This is a genomic window from Amycolatopsis sp. cg13 (assembly GCF_041346965.1).
Classification (GTDB): domain Bacteria; phylum Actinomycetota; class Actinomycetes; order Mycobacteriales; family Pseudonocardiaceae; genus Amycolatopsis.
In genome coordinates this window covers 3,888,463-3,904,878 of record NZ_CP166848.1, presented here as the reverse complement: position 1 = coordinate 3,904,878, position 16,416 = coordinate 3,888,463, and the positions used below count along the sequence as shown (strand labels likewise).

General features: G+C 69.9%; 15 protein-coding genes. 8 read left to right on the top strand and 7 right to left on the bottom strand.

The window, feature by feature from the left end:
* The first annotated feature begins 40 nt into the window (after nucleotides 1-40).
* Entirely contained in the window at nucleotides 41-685 is a 645-nt protein-coding gene (locus AB5I40_RS17795) for an HU family DNA-binding protein (protein ID WP_370939631.1), read from the top strand.
* 839 nt (nucleotides 686-1,524) lie between these two features.
* Here the strand turns inward: AB5I40_RS17795 and AB5I40_RS17790 are convergent.
* From AB5I40_RS17790 to cofC, 3 genes are read right to left on the bottom strand one after another with little or no spacing between them, the layout of a single operon-like run.
* Nucleotides 1,525-2,472: an NUDIX domain-containing protein gene (locus AB5I40_RS17790; RefSeq protein ID WP_370939630.1), complete on the bottom strand. Its 948-nt coding sequence runs from the start codon at nucleotides 2,470-2,472 to the stop codon at nucleotides 1,525-1,527.
* Nucleotides 2,469-4,895: an RNA degradosome polyphosphate kinase gene (locus AB5I40_RS17785; protein WP_370939629.1), complete on the bottom strand. Its 2,427-nt coding sequence runs from the start codon at nucleotides 4,893-4,895 to the stop codon at nucleotides 2,469-2,471. Before AB5I40_RS17785 ends, AB5I40_RS17790 begins: the two co-directional genes overlap by 4 nt.
* 55 nt (nucleotides 4,896-4,950) lie before the next feature.
* On the bottom strand, nucleotides 4,951-5,583 hold the full coding sequence (gene cofC / locus AB5I40_RS17780; RefSeq protein WP_370939628.1) for a 2-phospho-L-lactate guanylyltransferase: 633 nt from the start codon (nucleotides 5,581-5,583) through the stop codon (nucleotides 4,951-4,953).
* 116 nt (nucleotides 5,584-5,699) lie between these two features.
* On the opposite strand from cofC, the gene AB5I40_RS17775 reads away from it, so the two are divergent.
* The 3 genes from AB5I40_RS17775 to AB5I40_RS17765 all read left to right on the top strand — a co-directional run bounded on the left by AB5I40_RS17775 (nucleotide 5,700) and on the right by AB5I40_RS17765 (nucleotide 8,172).
* Nucleotides 5,700-6,437, top strand: coding sequence for a lysophospholipid acyltransferase family protein (locus tag AB5I40_RS17775; protein WP_370939627.1), 738 nt, complete (start codon nucleotides 5,700-5,702; stop codon nucleotides 6,435-6,437).
* Nucleotides 6,437-7,462, top strand: a complete 1,026-nt coding sequence (locus AB5I40_RS17770; RefSeq protein ID WP_370939626.1) for an NAD(P)H-dependent glycerol-3-phosphate dehydrogenase — start codon at nucleotides 6,437-6,439, stop codon at nucleotides 7,460-7,462. The genes AB5I40_RS17775 and AB5I40_RS17770 overlap by 1 nt, the downstream gene beginning before the upstream one ends.
* A gap of 230 nt (nucleotides 7,463-7,692) precedes the next feature.
* Nucleotides 7,693-8,172 carry a cysteine dioxygenase family protein gene (locus tag AB5I40_RS17765; protein WP_370939625.1) on the top strand — a complete coding sequence of 160 codons (480 nt, stop codon included), beginning with the start codon at nucleotides 7,693-7,695 and terminating at the stop codon, nucleotides 8,170-8,172.
* Here the strand turns inward: AB5I40_RS17765 and AB5I40_RS17760 are convergent, their stop codons facing one another.
* Genes AB5I40_RS17760 through AB5I40_RS17750 form a run of 3 tightly spaced genes read right to left on the bottom strand, consistent with a single transcriptional unit; the run spans nucleotide 8,173 to nucleotide 10,361 of the window.
* Complete coding sequence (locus tag AB5I40_RS17760; RefSeq protein WP_370939624.1) at nucleotides 8,173-9,159, bottom strand: asparaginase; 987 nt, start codon at nucleotides 9,157-9,159, stop codon at nucleotides 8,173-8,175.
* A 9-nt stretch (nucleotides 9,160-9,168) separates the two neighbouring features.
* Nucleotides 9,169-9,990: a class I SAM-dependent methyltransferase gene (locus AB5I40_RS17755; protein ID WP_370939623.1), complete on the bottom strand. Its 822-nt coding sequence runs from the start codon at nucleotides 9,988-9,990 to the stop codon at nucleotides 9,169-9,171.
* Nucleotides 9,987-10,361, bottom strand: coding sequence for a VOC family protein (locus tag AB5I40_RS17750; protein WP_370939622.1), 375 nt, complete (start codon nucleotides 10,359-10,361; stop codon nucleotides 9,987-9,989). The genes AB5I40_RS17755 and AB5I40_RS17750 overlap by 4 nt, the downstream gene beginning before the upstream one ends.
* Before the next feature lie 164 nt (nucleotides 10,362-10,525).
* Here AB5I40_RS17750 and AB5I40_RS17745 point away from each other — a divergent pair, with 164 nt between their 5' ends.
* Together AB5I40_RS17745 and AB5I40_RS17740 are read left to right on the top strand one after the other, a co-directional pair.
* Nucleotides 10,526-11,227 carry a response regulator transcription factor gene (locus AB5I40_RS17745; protein WP_370939621.1) on the top strand — a complete coding sequence of 234 codons (702 nt, stop codon included), beginning with the start codon at nucleotides 10,526-10,528 and terminating at the stop codon, nucleotides 11,225-11,227.
* Entirely contained in the window at nucleotides 11,224-12,675 is a 1,452-nt protein-coding gene (locus AB5I40_RS17740) for a sensor histidine kinase (protein ID WP_370939620.1), read from the top strand. Before AB5I40_RS17745 ends, AB5I40_RS17740 begins: the two co-directional genes overlap by 4 nt.
* On the opposite strand, the gene AB5I40_RS17735 is transcribed toward AB5I40_RS17740, so the two are convergent.
* Entirely contained in the window at nucleotides 12,647-13,321 is a 675-nt protein-coding gene (locus AB5I40_RS17735) for a pyridoxamine 5'-phosphate oxidase family protein (RefSeq protein ID WP_370939619.1), read from the bottom strand. The two genes, AB5I40_RS17740 and AB5I40_RS17735, sit on opposite strands and share 29 nt — an antisense overlap.
* A gap of 88 nt (nucleotides 13,322-13,409) precedes the next feature.
* Here AB5I40_RS17735 and AB5I40_RS17730 point away from each other — a divergent pair, with 88 nt between their 5' ends.
* Together AB5I40_RS17730 and AB5I40_RS17725 are read left to right on the top strand one after the other, a co-directional pair.
* Nucleotides 13,410-14,780, top strand: a complete 1,371-nt coding sequence (locus AB5I40_RS17730; RefSeq protein ID WP_370939618.1) for a PLP-dependent aminotransferase family protein — start codon at nucleotides 13,410-13,412, stop codon at nucleotides 14,778-14,780.
* Between the two features lie 106 nt (nucleotides 14,781-14,886).
* On the top strand, nucleotides 14,887-16,416 hold the full coding sequence (locus tag AB5I40_RS17725; protein ID WP_370939617.1) for a serine hydrolase domain-containing protein: 1,530 nt from the start codon (nucleotides 14,887-14,889) through the stop codon (nucleotides 16,414-16,416).

Here is a 16,416-nt window from a genome sequence, read left to right as displayed (position 1 = left end):
ACCTGGCCGTGGACGAAGAGTTCTTCTTGGAGGGACTGGAATGGCCAACAAGGCCCAGCTGATCGAGGCGCTGTCGGAGCGTTTGGGCGACAAAAAGGTTGCTTCGGAGGCCGTCGACGGTCTCGTCGACATCATCATCCGGACGGTCAACAAGGGCGAGAAGGTGAACATCACCGGCTTCGGGGTGTTCGAGAAGCGCGCTCGGGCCGCCCGCACCGCGCGGAACCCGCGCACCGGCGAAACCGTGCGGGTGAAGAAGACGAACGTTCCGGCGTTCCGCGCGGGCACCACGTTCAAGGACGTGATTTCCGGTTCGAAGAAGCTGCCGAAGGCCACGGCGGCGAAGCGGGCCACCGGTACCACCGCGCGCGCCACCACCACTCGCGCCGCGTCGACGACCGCCACGCGCAGCACCCGTGCCACGGCGGCGAAGCCCGCTGCCACGCGCACCCGCGCCACCGCGGCCAAGGCTCCCGCCAAGGCCGCCGCGGCGAAGACGACGACGCGTGCGACGGCCGCGAAGTCGACCACCACGCGCGCCAAGGCGGCCCCGAAGGCCGCCACCACCACGCGGGCGAAGGCAGCCGCCAAGCCTGCCGCCAAGACCACTGCGGCAGCGAAGAAGACCACGGCCGCGGCCAAGAAGGCCCCGGCGAAGCGGACTTCGGCGGCCAAGAAGAAGTAGCCCCGGTATTCGTTGCTTCGCGGCAGGGCCCCGACCTCGGGTGAGGTCGGGGCCCTGCCGCGTTTCCGGAGGCTTGTGGGGCTGGACGGGTGGACGGGTGGAAACGGTGTGGTGGGGCTGGGTTTCGCGGGGCGGGCCAGGTGTTGCGGGGGTTGAGGTTTCGGCTGGGCGGGGTCCGGCGGGGAGGTGAGCCGGGCTGAGCTGTTGTGCTGGAGGGTCGCGAGATCGCGCGGGGCTGGCTGCGCGAAGGACGGGCAGGGGCGGACCGAGGTGTTGCGGGGCTGAGGTTTCGGGGGCCCGGCTGGGTGCGACGGCTCGGGGATGTCGGGCTGGAGGAGAAACGGTTGTGACGGCGGGCTGCTGAGCCAGCAGGGCAGGCGGGCGCGGAGCTGTTGCGGCTGCCGGATTGCCGGGCAGGGCAAGTGTGCGGAGATCGAGAACTCGCTGCGCCGCAGGGGGTCGCGGCGTTGCGGCCCGATGCCGTTGTGGCAGCGGGAAGACAGCGTTTCCCGAGGTCGGAGAGCTGCGAAGCCCGCGAAAAGAACCCGCCGGATTGCTGATAAGACAACAGTTCCAGACGGTCGCGGCCGCCTGCCGAGCCGGGCCGGGAAGGCAATCGGATTGGCTAATCCGACGGCCGCAGATAAATCCCCGCCGGGGTAATTAAACCCTCCCGAGGGGCTGTCTCGGACGTCGCTTATGCCGGGACCGGGGATAAGTCCTGAGCGCCGCTCAGCAATATCGGTCTCTATAGAATCCGCGGCCCGGCGAATGGCGGGCAGCCGCGCTTATGAGAAGGGCCCGGCGCCGCCGAAGCGACGCCGGGCCCCGCGAAAAGATCAGCTTGCCGAGGGCACCGGAGCGGGAAGGGGGCTCGGGTAATAATCCGCGCCCACCAGAACCGGTCCGTCGTCGCCGGGACAGAACGACAGGACCCACAGCGAGCCCTTCTTGCTCGGCACCACTCCGTCGCGGGCGGCGGGCAGCTCAAGGCCGTCCCGGTCGGCCAGAGCGCTCACCAGGTCCGGGATCACCCCGCCCTGGCTGCTGATGAGGGGAGTGCCTCCCTCGGCCGCGATCGCCAGCAGGCGGCGGATTCCCAGCAGGGGGTCGGGCCAGTAACCCTCTTCCGACAGCAGCGGCTCGTGCGCGACCTCGACGCCGAGTGCGTCCGCGACTCCGCCGACGGTCTGCACGCACCGCAGCCGCGGGGCGGAGAACACCCGGTCGGGGCCGAAGAGCGGCAGCAGGTCTCGCAGTGCCGCGGCTTGGCGTTGACCCGCCTCAGAGAGCGGGCGGAGGTCGTCGTCTCCGGTCCAGTCTTCGCGTTTGCCCGCTTTGGCGTGGCGCACCAGCAACACGGTCGTCGGCGCGGGCGGGAGGGCGCAGAACTCGCGCAGCACCCGGACATCCGCCGGTCGCGTGAGCAGCTGCTCGGCCGCGACCGGGTCCAGCCAGCGCAGTTCGTCGACCTCTTCGTTGGGCTCGAAGGCTCCGGAAACGGCTTCGCCGCTGAAGTAGTCGACGCTCTTGTTCAGCAGCCGCCCATTGTTCTTCGCGGGGACCTCGTACCTCGTCTGCGCGACATAGCGGCCCAGCACCGCGCGGAATCCGGTCTCCTCGGCGATCTCGCGCACCGCGGTGGCCGCGATCGTCTCGCCGGGGTCGACCTTTCCCTTCGGCAGCGACCAATCGTCGTAGCGGGGCCGGTGCACGAGGGCGACCTCGAACCCGTCCCCGGCGCGGCGCCAGAGCACCGCGCCGGCGGCCCGGACGTCCACGCTCATCCGACGGCCCCGTGCCGCTTCGCGAGTTCGAGCTGGTGGTCGCGCACCTGCGAACCGGCGGCGGGGAACGGCTGCCATTCGCCTGAGGAACTGAGCACCCAGCAGCGCGTGTGCGGATCGAGCGCCGAATCGAACACGTCGTCCAGCTGCCGCGTCAGCCTCGGGTCCTTGACCCGCACCAGCGCCTCGATCCGGCGGTCGAGGTTGCGGTGCATCATGTCCGCGCTGCCGATCCAGTGCGTGCCGCCCGCGCGGAAGTGGAACACCCGCGAATGCTCGAGGAACCGGCCGAGGATCGAGCGGACGCGGATGTTCTCGCTCAAGCCTTCGACGCCCGGCTTCAGCGAGCAGATCCCGCGCACCACCACGTCGACCGGAACGCCGGCTTGGGAAGCGTGGTACAGCGCGTCGATCACCTGCTCGTCGACGAGCGAGTTGCACTTGATCCGGATGCCCGCTTCGAGCCCGGCGCGCGCGAGTTCGATCTCCTCGCCGATCGCGCGCACGATGCCGCGGCGGATGCCGTGCGGCGACGTGAGGATCGTGCGGTAGGTGTCCTGGCGCGAGTAGCCGGTGAGGACGTTGAACAGGTCCGTGATGTCCGCGCCGATGCTCGGGTCCGCGGTGAGCAGGCCGAGGTCTTCGTACAGCCGCGCGGTCTTCGGGTTGTAGTTGCCGGTGCCGATGTGGCAGTAGCGGCGGATGGTCGACCCCTCCTGCCGCACCACCATCGACACCTTGCAGTGCGTTTTGAGGCCCACCAAGCCGTACACGACGTGCACGCCCGCGCGTTCCAGCGTGCGCGCCCAGGTGATGTTGGCCTGCTCGTCGAACCGCGCCTTGATCTCCACCAGCGCCACGACCTGCTTGCCCGCCTCGGCGGCGTCGATCAGCGCGTCCACGATCGGCGAATCGCCGGACGTCCGGTACAGCGTCTGCTTGATCGCCAGCACCTTCGAATCGGCCGCGGCCTGTTCGATGAACCGCTGCACGCTCGTGGAGAACGAATCGTACGGGTGGTGCACCAGGACGTCGCCCTCGCGCAGCGTCGCGAAAACGCTCTTGGGCGTCTCGCGTTCGCCGAACGCCGGATGCGTCGCGGGCACGAACGGCCGGTCCTTCAATTCCTTGCGGTCGACCCCGGACAGCTGGAACAGACAGGTGAGGTCGAGCAGCCCAGGCACCTCGACGACGTCCTCAGGGTCGACTTCCAGCTCGCGCAGCAGCAGTTCGAGCATGTGCTCGCTCATGTCCTGCGCGACCTCGAGCCGCACCGGCGGGCCGAACCGGCGTTGCGCCAGCTCGCGTTCCAGCGCCTGCAAAAGGTCCTCGTCGCGGTCTTCCTCGACCTCGAAGTCGGCGTTGCGGGTGACGCGGAAGACGTGGTGCTCGGTCACCTCCATGCCGGTGAACAGATCGCTCAGGTGCGCGGAGATCAGTTCCTCGAGCGGAAGGAAGGTGGCGGTCCGGCTGCCGCGTTCGGTTTCCACGCGCATCAGCCGCGGCACGTTGCTCGGCACCTTCACGCGCGCGAACCGTTCGAGCCCGCCTTGCGGGTCTCGCACGGTGACCGCGAGGTTGAGCGACAGCCCCGAGATGTACGGGAACGGGTGTGCCGGGTCGACCGCGAGCGGGGTGAGCACGGGGAAGATCTGCTCGGAGAAGTAGCTCGACAGCCGGAGCTGGTCGGCCCCGGACAGGTCGGCCCAGCCGACGAGCCGGATGTCCTGCTCGGCCAATTGCGGGCGCAGGTGGTCCTCGAACGCGGCGGTGTGCCGCTCGACCAGGTCCTGGTTGCGCTTGGCGATGTAGTCCAGCTGTTCGCGCGGCGTGAGCCCGTCCGCGCTGCGCACCGACAGGCCGGTGCCGTCGCGCCGTTTCAGCCCGGCGACCCGGACCATGTAGAACTCGTCCAAATTGGACGCGAAAATGGCGAGGAACTTCGCGCGCTCGAGCAGCGGCTGCGATTCGTCCTCGGCCAGCGCGAGCACGCGGGCGTTGAAGTCGAGCCAGGACAGCTCGCGGTTGAAATAACGGTCGTCGGGAAGCGACTCGACGGCGGTGGGCGCGGACGTGACGGCGGGCGGGGCCGACGGAACGGAGCGGAATTCCTCGCCGCTCTCGGTCGTGGTCCGGCGCGGCCGCACGGCGGCCTTGGTGACGGCGGGCGGCGCGGGGGGTTTCTTCGCCGTGGTGCGCAGTGCGCTCGACGCGGCGGGCTTGCGCTTGGCCGGTTTGGCGTTGTCTTCCGCCGAAGCTGCCTTGGGTTTCGCCTGACGGGCCGCGGCGGAGTCGGCGTTCCCGCGCGAGGTCGCCTTCCTGCCCGCGGAGCGCGGGGCCGGGGACGAGGGGGTCGCGCTGCTGCCGCTCTTCACGCGCCGCCGGGCCGGAGTGCTGCCGTCTTCTGTGCTCACGCTGCCCATTGTTCACTACGAAGCCGCGGTTTGCGCAGGCCGCGATGAAGGTCGAGTGAACACGTCAGCGCGATTGCGCCCGTTCGGCCGGGAGTAATGCCGCGGTGCGCTTCCCGAGACCGAGCTTCGCGGCGTGGCGGAGATCATCTTCGGTGTCGACGTCGCTGCGCAGCGAAGGCAGCGCCTGGGTGAGCGGAATCGCACCGGACGCGCGATGCAGTTCCGCGGAGCCGGCGCCGAACCGCGGGTCGAGCGGTTTTCCCGGAGCGGACAGCAACAGCGTGGTCCCGGTGCCTTGCCGGTCGAACACCACGGCGCGGCGGCCCGCGGCTTCGGTCAGCGCCTGTTCCAAATCCACCGCGCGCAACGCGGGGAGATCCGCTTGGAGCGCGCCGACTACTCCGTCCGGCGCGTCCGCGCGCAGCAGCTCCGCGCCGTGCCGCAACGCTTCGTTGAGCCCGCCGCCCGCCGGTTCGGCGACCAGTTCGACGCCGAGACCGGCCAATTCGGACAGCGCGGCCGGATCGGCGGTGACGACGAGCACGCGCCGGACCCCGGCGACCGACGTGATCGCGGCGAGGGTGTCGCAGGCCAGCGCCAGCACCAGTTCGGCGTGCCGGTGCGCGGCGACCGCCCCGCGCAGCCGGGACTTGCCCGTGCGCGGCGGTTTCAGCGGCATGACCAGGTCTGCGTCCACCTGTCCATCTTTACCCGAAACCCGCCGGACGCGTGCATGAGCGCACCCTCCCTGGACTGCGCGAACCCGCGGGCGGCAGGATCACCCGGAGCAGAGGCGACCCGAGGAGGAGAACTGTGGCACGGCGTGAGAAGGGCGGATTCTGGGTGGGGCTGGCCGCCGCCGCGTTCTACCCGCTGACCGCGATCGGCAAACGGGTGTACCTCGGCGCGGAGAAAATCCCCCGGGAAGGGCCCGCGATCCTGGTGATGAACCACATCTCGCACCTCGACCCGGCGGTCGACGCGGTGTTCGTGCACCGGCAGAAGCGGGTGCCGCGGTTCTTCCTCAAGGCGAGCCTCAAGGACGTGCCGATCTTCGGCCGGATCGTGACCGGCTCCGGGCAGATCCCGGTGGCGCGCGGGTCGAGCGCGGCCGGCGACAGCCTCAAGGCCGCGCACCAGGCGATCGAGGAGGGCAAGGTCATCGTGATCTACCCCGAGGGCACCATCACGAAGGACCCGCTGGGCTGGCCGAAGGAGGCCTACAGCGGCGCGGCGCGGCTGGCGCTGCAGAACGACGTGCCGGTGATCCCGATCGCGCGCTGGGGCACGAACAAGATCTTCAACGGCTACACCAAGAAGTTCACGCCGTTCCCGCGCAAGACGGTGACGCACCTGGTCGGCGACCCGATCGACCTGTCCGCGTACCGCGGCGGGAACCCGCGCAGCGCCTCGATGCTGCGCGAGGTCACCGCCGTGCTGATGGACGAGGTGACCCGGTTGCTGGTGGAGATCCGGCAGGAGGAGCCGCCGGTGAAGAAGCCGGAGTCTGACGCAGCATCGGAGACCGAGAAGCCGGAGGACGGTGCCTGATGGCGGGTTTCGCCGCTGACGTGCAACGGGTCACCGTGCTCGGCGCGGGTTCGTGGGGCACCGCGTTCGCGAAGGTGCTCGGCGACGCGGGCCGGGACGTCACGATGTGGGCGCGCCGGGAAAGCGTCGCGGAGGAGATCCGGGAGCGGCACACCAACGAGTCGTATCTGCCGGGAACGCCGTTGCCGGAGCGGATCACCGCGACCGCCGACGCGGCCGCGGCTTTGGACGGCGCGCAGGCGGTGGTGCTCGGGGTGCCGAGCCAGAGCCTGCGCGCGAACCTCACCGGCTGGCAGCCGCTGCTGCCGCCCGAGGCGATCCTGGTCAGCCTGGCCAAGGGCGTGGAACTGGGCACGCTCAAGCGGATGAGCGAGGTGATCGCCGAACTCGCTCGCGTCGATCCGGGCGAGATCGTGGTGGTGTCCGGGCCGAACCTGGCCCGCGAGATCGCCGACGGACAGCCTGCCGCCGCGGTGCTCGCGTGTGCCGATCACGAGCGGGCGAAAGCGGTGCAGCAGGCGACGTCGAATCAGTATTTCCGGCCCTACACCAACACCGACGTGGTGGGCTGCGAGCTGGGCGGCGCGTGCAAGAACGTGATCGCGCTCAGCTGCGGGATGGCCGCCGGGATGGGCTTGGGCGCGAACACGATGGCCACGCTCATCACGCGCGGTCTCGCCGAAATGGCGCGGCTCGGCGCGAAACTCGGCGCGGACCCGCTGACCTTCGCCGGTCTCGCCGGGCTCGGCGACCTGGTGGCGACGTGCTCGTCGCCGTTGTCGCGCAACCGCACCTTCGGCGAACGGCTCGGTCGCGGCGAAACGCTGGCCGAGGCACAGTCGGCGACCGGCGGACAGGTCGCGGAGGGGGTCGCGTCGTGCTCGTCGATCCGGGAACTGGCGCAGCGGGCCGGGGTCGACATGCCGATCACTGACGCGATGTACCGGGTGTGCCACGAGGGCGTCGACCCGCGGCAGGCGGGCGCGGAGCTGCTCGGACGGTCGCGGAAGCCGGAGTGGAGCTGAGCGCCTCCCGGGTGTGAACCCGCCCTCACCAGGCGCGGTCCAGGGGGTGAGACGGGTTGACCGGGGCGGTCCGGGGCTGGTTCTCTGTGCGGCATGCTGACGTGCGAGATGACGATGCGGCCGGGGTCTGCCGACCTCCGCCCCGTCATGGGCATGTCGTGTCGCTGTTGTCGGTGAACTCAGCCCGGCCAGCTCGACACCCGTCTTTCTTCCCGTGAGGACTTTCTTTCATGTTCGCCGTTCCGGACAACACCCTGCTGCGTCCCGAGAACCCCGCCCTGCGCCACCCGGTCCGCGTCGCCGTCGACGTGGCCGCCGACCGGGAACGCTGGGGCAGCCTCCTGCGTTACGACCCCGACGAGCGGTTCTCGGCGCTGGTCGAACGCACTGCGGACCAGGAGATCTGGCTGCTCAGCTGGCTTCCCGGCCAGTACACCGACCTGCACGACCACGCCTTCGCGACCGGCGCGTTCACCGTCGTGTCCGGGCGGCTGACCGAAACCGTCGCGCGGCGTGCCCCTGGCGGGCGCGCGGTGACCGAGGTGCACGGATTGAGCGCCGGGCAGTCGCGGGTGTTCGGGCCGGGCTACGTGCACGAGGTGCGCAACGACGGCCCGGACCCGGCGATCAGCGTGCACGTCTACCGCCAGGGCGGCCGGCAGATGCGGTCGTACCAGGCGAATCCGGTGGATGGTCCGTCCCGGGTGTGATCAGCGGTCGAGGTCGCCGCGCAGCCTGAACTGCCGTTCGATCTCCTCGCGGCCGACGCCCGCGGCGAGCAGAACCTGCAGCAGGATCCGCGATTTCCGCGGGCACAGCCAGCCCGCCATCGTCGCGCCCATGCGGATCAGGCTCGATTCGGAGCCGTGAAACCCGTACGTGCTGCGGAAAGTCGGGCCCGCGCCGGTCCGAGACGCGACCACGATCGGTACTTCTGCGGCGGCGATCACGTCCGCTGTTCCCGTCGACACGTGCCCGACGCCGTTGGCCGCGACCACAACGCCGCGCGCACCGCCCTTGAGCACCATCGACAGCAGTTCGCCCGAATCGTCGAGCCCGGATTCCAGCAGCGGAACGAGATCGACATTCTCCGCTCCCGGCAGCACCGGCAAGCGCGGCGGCGACGGGTGGAAGTAATGCACCGCTCCCTCGGCGACCATGCCGAGCGGACCCGCGGGCCGCGACGAAAACGTTTCGACGTGGCTGGAATGCGTCTTCCGCACCCACCGCGACGCGTGCACGTCGTCGTTGAACGCGACCAGTGCGCCCCGGCCGCGGCTGCGCGGATCGGCGGCGGCGGTGAGCGCGGCGAGGATGTTCGCCTGGCCGTCCGGGCTGGGCAGGCTCGGATTCCGCATCGCGCCGGTGATCACCACCGGCGCGTCGGACGGCCACGTGAGGTCGAACAGGTACGCCGTTTCCTCCAGCGTGTCCGTGCCCTGCACCACCACGAGACCGTCCGCGCCCGCCTCGATCTGCTCGATGCCCCACTGCCGCGTCCGCGCGAGCGTCGCGTAGTCCATCGACGAACTCGACAGCCCGGCGAGCGTCGCCGCCGTGACCTCCATCGGCAGCCGGGAACCGAGGTCTCCCAGCAGATCCTTGGCGCTCAGCCGCGGCACGACGCCGTCTTCGATCGAACGTCCGGGAGCCATCGAGATGGTGCCGCCCAGCGCGGCGACGGCGATGCGAGTCATGCCCGCACTCTATGCGGGCTTCCGCGCCTGCAGGGTGTAGCTCGCGGCGATCCGGCGCGGGTTGTCGCGCAGCCGCCATTCGCCGCCGCCGGCCTCTTCCATCTCGTTCGGCAGCGCGTTCCACGCCGCGGTGTCGTGCTCGGTCAGCCCGGTCAGGATCAGACCCTGGTCGAGCAGCGCGGTGACGATCTCGCCGAGCGAATGGTTCCAGCTGTGCGTGGTCGTCGTCTTCACCGGTTCGTCGGTGTCGACGTACGTGGTGTCGTCGCTGAAGACGAGCGGTTCGTCGTGCTCGAAGTAGTCGTACTTCGGCCACGCGCGTTCGGATTCCTCGTCGAGCGTCCACAGCATCGGGTGGCCTTCACGCAGGAACAGCCGTCCGCCCGGCCGCAGCAGCCGCGCGACGACCTCCGCCCACGGCGCGATCTTCGGCAGCCAGCAGAGCGCGCCGACCCCGGTGTACACCAGGTCGAACGCGTTCTCGCCGAACACTTTCACCGCGTCGTAGACGTTCGCCTCGTGGTAGTCGATGTCCGCGCCGGTGGCGTCGGCGAGCTTGCGCGCCTCGGCGAGCGACGCCAGGGAAAGGTCCAGACCAGAGACCTTGGCGCCGAGCCGGTGCAGCGACAGCGTGTCCGTGCCGATGTGGCATTGCAGGTGCACGGTGCGCAGCCCGGAAACGTCGCCGAGGCGCGGCTGGTCGAAGCGCACGATCTGGCTCAGGTGCGCGGGATCGGCCTTGAACTTGTCGAACTCGTAGTACGCCGAGCGCGCGTGGATCGGTGCCCGGTCGTCCCAGTTGGCGCGGTTGATCTCGAACGAATCCGTCACGCCGTCTCCGCCACGCTGCGCTGCACGCAGAACTCGTTGCCTTCCGGGTCCTGCAGGACGACCCAGCCGCTGCCGTCCTCGCGGCGATGGTCGGAGTGCAGCGTCGCGCCGATTTCGAGCAGCCGCTCGACCTCTTCGTCGCGGGTCCCGTTGTCCGGCTTGAGACAGACGTGCAGCCGGTTCTTGATCGTCTTGGGTTCCGGGACGGCGATGAACAGCAGGGTGACGCCGGAGTCGAGCGTGACGCCGATCTCCTCCTCGCCCGGTTTGTCGTCCTCGCCGACCGGGCGGCCGGTCACCTGGGTCCAGAACTGGGCCAGCTCCCACGGGTCGGCGCAGTCGACGGTGATGTTGTCCACGTAAGAAGTCATGGGATTCCTTGAGTTCGGGGGCGGATGCCGGTTCGGAGTCTGCCCGGAATGCCCGATGCACGCGACAGGTTTCCGCATCTTCGCGGCGGCGGCGAACCTGTCGAGTGGCTGTCAGCTGGGGGTTCGGCTCGCGCGCCCGCGCGGACGTCGCGGAGGATGGCAGAGTGGAGAACCCGAACCCGGTGCGGCTGCTCGTCGTGGACGACGAGCCGCACATCGCCGACCTGGTCGCGACCGTCGCCCGTTACGAGGGCTGGCAGGCCGTGACGGCCGGGTGCGGTGCCGACGCGCTCGCGCGCGCCGCGGAGTTCGCTCCCGACATCGTCGTGCTCGACCTCATGCTGCCGGATTTCGACGGGTTCACCGTGCTCGACAAGCTGCGCGAGAAGCACGACGAGGTCCCGGTGGTGTTCCTGACGGCGAAGGACGCGACCGCCGACCGCATCGCCGGCCTCACCCGTGGGGGTGACGACTACCTCGTCAAACCGTTCTCCGTCGAGGAGTTGATGGCGCGGCTGCGCGCGGTGCTGCGGCGGACGTCCGAAAAGCCGGACACGCGCACGGTTGTGCTGCAGGTAGGCGACCTCACGTTGGACGAGGAGACGCACGAGGTCCGCCGTGGTGGCCAGCTCGCCGAACTGACCCCGACCGAGTACGAACTGTTGCGCTACCTGATGCGGCGCTCGCCGGCGGTGCTCACGAAGGCGCAGATCCTCGACCACGTGTGGGAGTACGACTTCGGCGGACGGTCCAATGTGGTCGAACTCGCGATCTCCCGGTTGCGGCGCAAGCTCGACACCGAGGCCGAACCGCTGATCCACACCGTGCGCGGCGTCGGGTACTCCGTGCGACAGGCGGAGCGGTGAACCGGATCGGGCGCTGGGCTCGCCGGTGGTACCGGGCTTGGCGCGCCTCGAGACTGGGCACGCGGCTGGCGTTCGGGCTGGGCGCGCTGTCGCTGGTGGTGTTCGCGATCGTCGGCGCGCTGACCGTCGAGCTGATGCACGACTACCTCAACCGGCGGCTCGACGAGCAGCTCAAGACCAGCCAGGTCGCGCAGGTGCCGCATCTGCGCGAGTCGAAGGACAATCCGGAAGTCGTCTACTCCTGGTATTCGGCGGTTTTCGACGTCCGGGAAGGGCATGCCGTCCCGCAGCCGGGCAGCACGCTGCCGAACGACGTCCGGCCGCTGGCACAGGTCGCCGAAGAAGCGACCGGCGGCGACCAGTTCCGCACGATCACCTTGCCGGGCCAGGGTTCTTACCGCGTGCGGGCGTGTCCGGTGGAGACTTCGCAGAACGGGACCGGCACGGTGCTGCTGAGCGCCGCGCCGCAGGCCGACCTCGACAACACCGTGCAGCAGTTGATGTTGATCGAAGTGATCGCGTTTCTGATCGCGCTGGCGATTCTCGTCGTCGCCGGGCGAGTGGTGCTGCGACGCGGATTGCGGCCGTTGTCGGACATGGCCGGTACTGCGCACGACATCGCTTCGCACGACCTCACCGCCACCGCGGATTTGCCGGTGCGCGCGTCCGGCACTGGCGGCGGTGCGGAGGTGGAGGAGCTGCGGACGGCGTTCAACTTGATGTTGAGCCACATCGAGTCGTCGCTGGCCGCGCGCACCGAGGCGAACGATCGGCTGCGCCGGTTTGTCGCTGATGCTTCGCATGAATTGCGGACGCCGTTGACGTCGATCCGCGGCTATGCCGACCTTTTCCGTTACGCCGCGGCGAATGAGCCGGAGGAACGCGAGGCGCATCTGGAGAAGATCCGGGCCGAGACCGCGCGGATGAGCGTGCTGGTGGACGATTTGCTGCTGCTCGCCCGTCTTGACGCGCGGGATGCCGAACCACCGGTGCGTCCGCGGCGAATGGATCTCACCGAGGTCGCCGCAGCGGCCGCGGACGCGTTCCGGGCCGGTCGTCCGGGGTATCCGCTGACGGTGTCGATTCCGGAAGAACCGGTGGTGCTGCACGCGGATCCGGCGCGGGTGCGGCAAGTTCTGGACAACCTGCTGGCGAACGCGGCCGTGCACACGGGCGAGGGAACTCCGGTGGAGCTGGCGGTGACCGCGGCGGACGGAATGGCGGTCGCCACCGTCACCGATGCCGGGCCGGGGATTTCGCCGGAGGACCAGCAGCGGATTTTCGACCGGTTCTATCGCGTCGACAACTCCAGGACCCGGGCCGCCGGCGGGACCGGGCTGGGGTTGTCGGTGGTGCATTCGCTGGTGGTGGAGCACGGCGGGACGGTTTCGCTGGAGAGCCGCCCTGGCCGGACGGTGTTTACCGTGCGGTTGCCGTTGTCTTCGTGACGCGTGCGGCGACGTGTTCGGGCACGGTCCAGCCCGACGGCAGATCGGCGGAGGGTTCGGGTTCGCCGAACACCGTGCGCACCGGCAGCACTCCGGCCCAAGCGGCGTTCGCGGTGACGTCTTCAGGCTCGTCGTCGGGTCCTTCGGCGCGGAGCTTCACCGACGCTTCAGCCAGATCGAGCGCGATGACCGAAACCGCCGCGAACTCTTTCTTGTTCACCGGCCGCGCGTGCTCCCACGAACCGGGGGAGAGGTGGTCGGTGAGCACGTGCAGGCCGCGCATTTTCTCGTCCGGGTCGGTCACCAGGCGGGCCTTGCCGAGGATCACCGCGCTGCGGTAGTTGACCGAGTGGTTGTTCACCGAGCGGCAGTAGACGATGCCGTCGAGCAGGGTGACGGTCACGCAGACGTCGGTTTCCCCGGTGGCGGCTCGCAGACTGGCCGCGCCCGTGGAACCATGCAAGTACAGGGTGTCGCCGTCGCGGCCGTATCCGGTGGGCAGCACCAGCGGGACGCCGTCGCGGACCACGCCGAGGTGGCAGATCAGCGCCTCGTCGAGCACGGCGTGCAGCGCGGCGCGCTCGCTGGCGGCGCGGTGGCGTTTGCGGCCGAGCGTGGTGCGTTCGGTGGGCGAAAGGCTGCTCATGCGTTCAGTGTGCGGCGGGCAAGTGGCTACGTTGAATGTCCACTTCTTCTACACTTGAGAGTCCACTTCGCTGTATCGGAGGTCTGCCGTGTCCTACGCCGACACCGCCCTGCCGGTGAGTCTCGACCGCGACGCGGCCACTCCGCTGGCCGTGCAGCTGGCCGACGCGCTGCGCGAAGCCGCAGCTGGCGGGCATCTCCGCGGCGGCGACCGGCTGCCGTCCACCCGCGCGCTGGCCGAACGGCTCGGCGTCTCTCGCACGGTCACTTCCGCCGCGTACGAGCAGCTTCACGCGGAGGGCTGGATCGCCGGACGGCACGGCTCTGGCACCTACGTGACGACTCCGCCGACCCGCGCCGCCGCGTCCGTCACGGTGCCCGGTTCGCTGCTCGCCGAGCCGGAGTCGACCCCGGTGCTCGACCTCACGCCGGGCGCGCCGTGGGCTGGCGGGCTCGATCGCGCGGCGTGGCGGCGGGCGTGGCGGGCAGCCGCCGACCCGGAGCCGCTCACTCGCGCGCATCGAGCCGGGCTACCCGAGTACCGCGCAACTGTGTCGGAGCATCTGTTGCGCCACCGTGGTCTGGCGGCGGGCTCGGTGCTGGCGACCGGCGGTACCACCGCGGCTGTCGTGGAGCTTGCCGCCGCGGTGTTGCGCCGAGGTGCGGTCGTTGCTTTCGAGGAACCGGGTTATCAGCGTGCGGTGCAAGCGTTCCGGCAGGCCGGGCTCACCGTCGTGGGCGTGCCGGTGGACGAGGAAGGCCTGCGCCCGGACGCGATTCCCGCCGGTGCGCGCGCGGTTTACTGCTCGCCCGCGCACCAGTACCCGATGGGCAGCCGAATGAGCGCGGCCCGGCGCGTGCAGCTCGTGGAACGCGCTCGTGCGGAAGGCATGCTGGTCATCGAGGACGACTACGACGGCGAGCTGCGCTTCGACGTCGCCCCGCTGCCGATGCTGGCCGCGCTCGCCCCGGATGTCGTCGTGCACCTCGGGACCACCAGCAAAATCCTCACGCCGACGCTCGGTGCGGGCTGGCTCGTCGCACCCGCCGCGGTCGCGGATTCCGTGCTGGCGTACCGAGATCTCACCGGCACCCGTCCGTCGCCAGCGGGGCAACGGGTATTGGTCGAGCTGGCCCGCACCGGCGATTTGGGACGGCACCTGCGGAAGCTACGCCGGGAAATGGCCGAACGCCGGACGGTTTTGGTGGCCGCGCTGTCGAACGCCGGGATCCCGTTCGTCGGCGACGACGCCGGTGCGCATCTGGTGGTGCCGACGGAAACCGCCGAGGCGGAGGCGCAGTTGATCGCCGCGGCGGAAAAGCATTCGATCCGGCTCGACGGGTTGGCGCGGCATTTCGCCGGGACGCCGACGACGCACGGCATCGCGCTGGGATACGCGGGCTGCTCGCGGGAGGCGTTGATGGCGGCGGTGCCGACGCTGGTCGATCTTCTCCGCTGAGCACGGGGGCCAGCCCTACCTTCGGTCCGCCGGTCAGCTTCATGGTGCCGGATCCGCTGCTCCGCGAGGCTTTTGCCGATCAGTTCGGAGCACGGAGGAGCGCGGGATGACTCGGCGGATCCGGTGGGCGGCGGCAGCGATCGCGGCCGTGACGTTGGCGGTGTTCGCCGCACCAGCGTCGGCGCAGCCACAAGACACTGCGGTGTCGCACTTGCGCGAAGAACTGGCCGGAGGCCCGCCGTCGTCCTACGCGCTGGTTGCCGCGGACGGCACGGTGACGACCGGCGCGGTCGGCTCGGACATGACGCCGCAGTCGCCGTTTCTCCTTGGCTCGCTGAGCAAATCGTTCACCGCCCTGGCCGTTATGCAGCTCGTCGAAGCGGGCAAAGTCGGCCTGGACACCCCGATCACCGCCTACCTGCCGTGGTTCCGCACCGCCGGATCGAACGACCCGATCACCGTGCGGCAGCTGCTGAACCAGACCAGCGGCCTGCCGACCGAAGCGGGGACCGTCGACCTCTACGAGCCGGAAACCACGCTGGAGCAGCGTGTCCGCGCACTCGCCGACGTCGTCCCGGTGTCCCGCCCCGGTACGGTTTTCCACTACTGCAACAAGAACTACGCGACGCTCGGCCTGATGATCGAGCAGGTCTCCGGCCAGAGCTACGCCGACTACCTCAAGGTGCACGTCCTCGCCCCGCTCGGGATGACCCGCACCTTCACCAACCTCGCCGACGCCCGCCGCGAGGGCCTGATCGAGGGCTCGTCGGTGCTGTTCGGGCTGAACGTGCCGATCGAAACGCCGGATTTCCCCGGCGCCCGGCCGGACGGCTACCTGGTTTCCACCGCCGAGGACCTCAGCCGCTACCTGACCTTCCAGATGACCGGCACCTACCGCGGCGCCCGGCCGCTGTCCGCCGAAAGCCTGCGGCTGATGCACAGCGCGGCGGTCCCGACCGGTGAAGACCACGCGATCGACGGCATCGACCACTACGGATTCGGCTGGGGAACCGGCATCCTCAACGGCCAGCCGGTCGTCCAGCACGACGGCGACCTGACCCGCTACCACGCCAACCTGGGGTACCTGCCGAACAAGCAGGTCGGCCTGGTGGTGCTGACCTCGCGCAACCCGGTCCTGCTGGACAACGGCGCGCCGTTCCACCACACCCTCGCGATGCTCGCGGGCGCACCGGCTCCGGAAATCGGCAACGGCTTCCTGCTGACTTATGGCGTCATCGATGGTCTCGCTCTTCTGGTCCTGCTTGCGATGGTTTTGGCGACCCGCCGACAGATCCGTCGCGCCCGGAAGCTGCCGGATCTGTTGCGCGACAAGGGTTTCGGTCGAGTGGCAGTGCGCCCGCTGATCGGACATTTGGTCGCGGCGGCCGCGCTGTACGCGGCGGTGTTCGTCGGGGTCGGCATGCTCAGCTACGGCGGCTGGTTGCCGGTGGACGTGGCGTTCCAGACGTTGCCGGACTTCACCGTCCTGGTGCTGGCCGGGATGGCGTTCCTGGTGGTCCGCGGGGCGGCGTGGTTCGCGCTGGCCTCGTCGCGTCGCCGACCAGCGGCTCGACCCTCGCGACCAGCGCAGACACCCCCGGCGCGCGCTGTTGACGATGCTCACCCGGTACGGTGA